A 5,130-nucleotide genomic window follows, 5' to 3' on the forward strand; every position below is an offset into this window, starting at 1 on the left:
TGCCACTGCGGGCGAAGTGGTGATCGAAGTCGCCGCCTCCGGCGTCAACCGGCCCGATGTGTTCCAGCGACAGGGAAACTATCAGCCGCCGGAGGGCGCGTCCGACCTTCCGGGTCTGGAGGTGGCCGGCACCATCGTCGGCGGGGATCTGTCGGGCGACAATCCATTCGGTCTCAAGCGTGGCGATGCCGTGTGCGCGCTACTCACTGGCGGCGGCTATGCGCAGTACGCGAGCGCGCCGCTGGCGCAATGCCTGCCGGTTCCGACCGGGCTTTCAATGATCGAGGCGGCGTCGTTGCCGGAGAATTACTTCACGGTGTGGAGCAACGTGTTCGATCGCGGACGGCTCGGTCGCGGTGCAGGAGGTGCGCACGAATCGCTGCTGGTGCAAGGCGGTTCGAGCGGAATCGGCGTCGCCGCCATCCAGCTGGCGCATGCGCTTGGCCATCCGGTATACGCGACTGCGGGCAGCGCGGCAAAATGCGCTGCCTGCGAAGAACTGGGCGCAACGCGCGCGATCAATTATCGCGAAGAAGACTTCGTCGAGGTCGTCCGGCAAAGTACCGATGGTCACGGCGTCGACGTGGTCCTCGACATGGTCGCCGGCGATTACCTGGCGCGCGAGTTGAATGTCCTCGCCGACGAGGGTCGCCTCGTCATCATCGCAACGCTCGGCGGACGACTCGGCCAGGTCGATGCATCGACCATCATGCGCAAACGCGTAACGCTCACCGGCTCGATGCTGCGTGGACGCACCGTCGCTTTCAAGGGCGCAATCGCTGTCGCTCTTCACGAGCACGTGTGGCCGCTGTTCGAGGCGCGCAAGATCCAACCGGTGATCTTCAAGGTGTTTCCGGCCGCGGAAGCGGCGCAGGCACACGCGTTGATGGAGAGCGGAGAGCACATCGGCAAGATCATGCTGCGCTGGTCGCGGCTCGCTTGAATCGCGCAGTTCTCATCCATCGCGACCTCGCGACCATCGTGTTTATCGCGTTGAGAGCCGCCCGTCGAAAAGCAAAGCGCCGCTGGTCGCTGCGACACTGCAACTCGTGCCGCGCAATGCCCGGCGGGTCTACGCCGGGTTGTCTCGCCACGGCGACCGTCCGTATTTGAAGGACGCCACCATGCCTCAAATCGAAGCTCTCGCCTGCCGAAAATAATTGGGACGTCGCGGGCGGAAGTCGACTCTGACCCGAAGGGTTGGCGTCGGACGCGCGCGGCCGCGGATGACTCAGCGGCGATTGGTCACTCACGGTCGACCTGTAGCTTCTTACAGGTTAATGCGTTTACTTGTGGATGATTGCACTTGTTGCAACATTCGCGACGTAGACTTGTGCCGCTACATTCCCAGTTACCCGGCTTGGAGCCAACATGAAAGGATTTGTCGCTAGCGGCCTTTGCACTGTGTTTTCTCTTGCTTCCTTGGACGCGTTCGCGCTGTCTGATCCGTCTTTCCACAACTACACGACGACAACGACGATTTCGGCTAGCGGCCCTGCAGTTCCGGGAACGACGATCACGCTCAACGCGACGGTTCAGGCGCAGAGTGGCGGTGCTATCGCCGTCCGACGACTGAATCCAGATCTCAGCCAGAATCTCATTGGCGGCACCGTCAAGTTCTTCAACGGAGCGACTCAAATCGGGTCCGTTCAGGTCACGCCGACCAATACCAACACAGGATCTCCGCTTCTCTACACGGATCAAATTTGCATCGGGCTCGGACTTCCTGCTACTGCTTGCACGTTCTATTACTACTCTGCGCCATCGACCCACTTGACGTCGACTTTCGCCGTTCCGATCAACGCCACCGGAACATTGACCTTTAGCGCTCAGTTCTCCGGCGACATGACGTTCTCCACTCGCTCGACATCCACCACCCTCACCGCGCCAATTCCGGGCGGCGCCATAACCATCTCGCCGCGCTTCGACGTCGTTCCCACTTCGGCTACCACGGCAAACGTATTGGTCCCTTCCACTCAGACGTCCGGTTCGTTCGCTTACGCTTGGAACGCACCAGGTTACGGAACGATCGATCTCCAGGGCAGGATCAACGGTGGCGCTTGGCTGACGCCACTCCAAATTCCGGCAACGGGAAACAATGGTGACAATCTTCCTTTGGGCTCCACTTATACCTTCAGAATTCTTCCTCACGGAGGGAACACCGTACTCGGACAAATAGCGTTCACCGCAATTGCGGCACCGGCGCCGACATTCACCATGACGCCAACCCACGTGATCGTTCCGCTTGGTCAGACATCGGGTCCATTCAATTATTCGTGGAGCGCGCCTGGCTACGAGACTCTCGATCTGCAAGGCCGCATCAACGGTGGCGCGTGGCTGGCCCCTCTCGAGGTACAAAGCACGTACAGCACGGGCGACAATCTTGCCGTCGGCTCGACGTATGAATTCCGCTTCCTGCCTCACGGAGACACGACTCACGTTCTCGGTACGATCTCGGTGACCGCGAGCCACTGACGTTTGTTACATCGTTGAAACCCGCGGCAATCGCCGCGGGTATCTCGTTCTATCGATTCAGGCTCGCCGCGAGGCGATGCAGAGTCGCATTGGATCTCAGCTTCGATGGTCTGGTTTCGAAGCCGGAGTTGGAGTGAGGAACAAGATCAGAGTGCAGTTGCTACTTCATCTTCAGTAGACAAACAGATTACCACTCTGGAATAGTCGCTCCGATCCTGCTTCCCATTCTGCAACACGTCCACCAACAAGGCGCACGTGGCTCGCCGCGCCCTAAGGCAGCAATCAAGGTCTTGGCTGGACGTTGCGTCTCCGGAGTCGACGTCTCCTTTTTCCTCGCCCGTCATCGGCGGGTCGGCCGCCTGGCTGTTCGAACCCGAAGTCGGCGGACCTTCGCATGCGTCGCCACCCATTAGGGGTTTCGCTGCCGATTCGCGTAATGGATGAGAAGCCTCCACTGGAACTCACGTCATGCGCATATCCCTTCCTGCCGCTGCCCTGCTTGCGTCGTTCACGCTCGCCGTTTCCCATGTGCGTGCCGAGATGGCGATCGGCGGCTTTGCGCCGGCGATCAACTTTTTCGAGCCGGATGCGCAGGGGATTGCGACGCCGTCGTCGCAGGTCGCCGGCGACGTCACGATGCTGGTCGAGCCGGCGTTTGGCGTGTACGAGCCCAACGAGCAGGTGATCTACGTGTCCGATTTCAGGGGCCAGGCGTTGCGCGTCTATCTAGCGTTTGCGCGCGGCAACGTGGCTCCTCTGCGCGTGTTGAACCCGCCGGTGATGGCCCAGACGCGCGCGAGCGCGCCGGTGTTCGCGCACGACGAAATCGGCATCATCATTTCCAACTGCTGCATCGCGACCTGGCCTCTGCACGCGTACGGCGACGCAGTGCCCAGAGTGCGCATGATCGGCTGGGGTGGCGGTAGCGGCAGTCAGACCGATCTCAACAATCCGCTCTCGCTGCGCTACCTGCCGGACACCGACGAATACGTGGTGTCCGAATACGACCGCATCGTGTTCCACGCGCGCACCGACGGCTACGACGACCCACCGACGCGCCGCATCACCGGCGCCGAGGTGGCCAACACGATCAGCCTGGCGCACGATCCCGCCACGCATCGCCTCTACCTGCTGCAGCAAGCGCAATGGGACGGCACCAGCCCGACCGTGCACGGGCGCATCGCGGTGTTCGACGACAGCGTCAGCGGAGACGCGTTGCCGCTATATACGATCGAGGGCGCTTCAACCGGCCTCGATCTTCCGCCCGGCGACTACTTCACCGGCATCGGCCACGACCCGTATCTCCATCGGCTGATGGCGGCGAGCTCCGGCAATTCGGCGGATTCGACGCGCAACCGCGTCGCCGTTTTCCACGATGATGCGATCGGCGACGCCACACTCGCGCATGAGGTCGAAGGCGGCGGGATCAGCACGGGCAGCCCCGGCACGCCGTTCGCGGTGCCGACTGATGCGATCTTCGTCAATGGCTTCGACGAATAGGCGTCGGCGGCGCCGGACGCATTGCACTTCGTCCACGCAATGTCGATTCATTCGACGGATGACCTGACGAAGCCGTCGTTAAAACCCGGTCGTTGCTCCAACCCGAGTGGACCCGTTCAAGGAGACAGTCGAGGCACTGAACGCGACTGTCTTCGAACGAAGCGCCACTCGACGGTGCAGCGGTACGCCCGACTGCGCGACATCCCATGCGGCCTACAACTCGCTGGACGGGTCAACGCGTGCGCGACCCTCTTCCGTTTGACCAATTCGCTTTCTTGAACTGCCAGCCGTGTCCTTCGAGTTCCGGTGGAACGCAGCAGCACCTCACCTTTTATTTCGCTGGCCGCGTCGCATCTCTTTTTGCGCGCAGCCCGCGAGTCCCGCGTTGAATCACTCGAAACCGCTACGGAAGATCGGTTGTTCGACCAGATTGCCGCGGATCTCGCCGCCGGGAAACGGGATGGTATGGATGTCGATGTAGGCCGTTCCGTTCCCCATGCCCTCCAGCAGGCGGCCCAATGCTGCCGCAACACTCCCGCTCGAAGTCACGAAGCTCGGGTTGTAGTTGCTCGCGAGCGACATGTCGAATGTGTTCGCGTACGTTCCTGCGGTGACACCCGCCGGAAACCCCGCGAACGATGGAACCCCGGTCGCAACAGCTGTGTTCTCCGCCCCCGCATTCATGGTGCAACAGTGGATATGCGCAGACGTGGTGCCGCTGGCCAGTCCTGTGAAATTCATCGAGACGATCATCATCGATGTCTCAGGGAAATACGTGATCGTCGCCGATCCTGTGCCGGTCGTGGAGTTTGGTGGCACTTCAGCAGCACCTGAAAGGATGGCCGTATAGATGACCTGTGCATCCGCCCGGGACGTACAGGCAAGAAGACACAGCGCCGCGATGCTGGACATGAATCGGCCGTTCGACATCTCGGGGTCTCCCTGCAATTGAACCATCGGGCGATGAAACCAGAAAACCGAAAACCGGTCACCTAGTGCGCTTTTCTTGCAACTGGTCTCAGAGTCTGAGGTGTCCATTGCGCAAGCGAAGTATTGCAAAAGCGGCTGGGCGATTCACTGAACACGATGCACGCGCGGGGAAGCCGCGTCCTTCTTCTTGCGGCCGAGGCGTTCGTTCGCGGGCGTCGGTTGACG

4 protein-coding genes are annotated in these 5,130 nt (G+C 61.2%); 3 read left to right on the forward strand and 1 reads right to left on the reverse strand.

The genetic code is table 11. From position 1 onward, the window contains the following. From ABIV12_RS13910 to ABIV12_RS13920, 3 genes are all read left to right on the forward strand, one after another. On the forward strand, positions 1–943 hold a 943-nt coding region (locus tag ABIV12_RS13910; RefSeq protein ID WP_348060311.1), incomplete at its 5' end, for an NAD(P)H-quinone oxidoreductase. Between the two features lie 428 nt (positions 944–1,371). Further along, positions 1,372–2,475 carry a hypothetical protein gene (locus tag ABIV12_RS13915; RefSeq protein ID WP_348060313.1) on the forward strand — a complete coding sequence of 368 codons (1,104 nt, stop codon included), beginning with the start codon at positions 1,372–1,374 and terminating at the stop codon, positions 2,473–2,475. A gap of 468 nt (positions 2,476–2,943) precedes the next feature. Beyond that, positions 2,944–3,975, forward strand: coding sequence for a hypothetical protein (locus ABIV12_RS13920; RefSeq protein WP_348060315.1), 1,032 nt, complete (start codon positions 2,944–2,946; stop codon positions 3,973–3,975). Between the two features lie 390 nt (positions 3,976–4,365). Here the strand turns inward: ABIV12_RS13920 and ABIV12_RS13925 are convergent, their stop codons facing one another. Then, entirely contained in the window at positions 4,366–4,887 is a 522-nt protein-coding gene (locus tag ABIV12_RS13925) for a CHRD domain-containing protein (protein WP_348060317.1), read from the reverse strand. Positions 4,888–5,130: the final 243 nt, after the last annotated feature.

The organism is Dokdonella sp. (genome assembly GCF_039926425.1).
In the GTDB taxonomy this organism is placed as follows: Bacteria; Pseudomonadota; Gammaproteobacteria; order Xanthomonadales; family Rhodanobacteraceae; genus Dokdonella_A.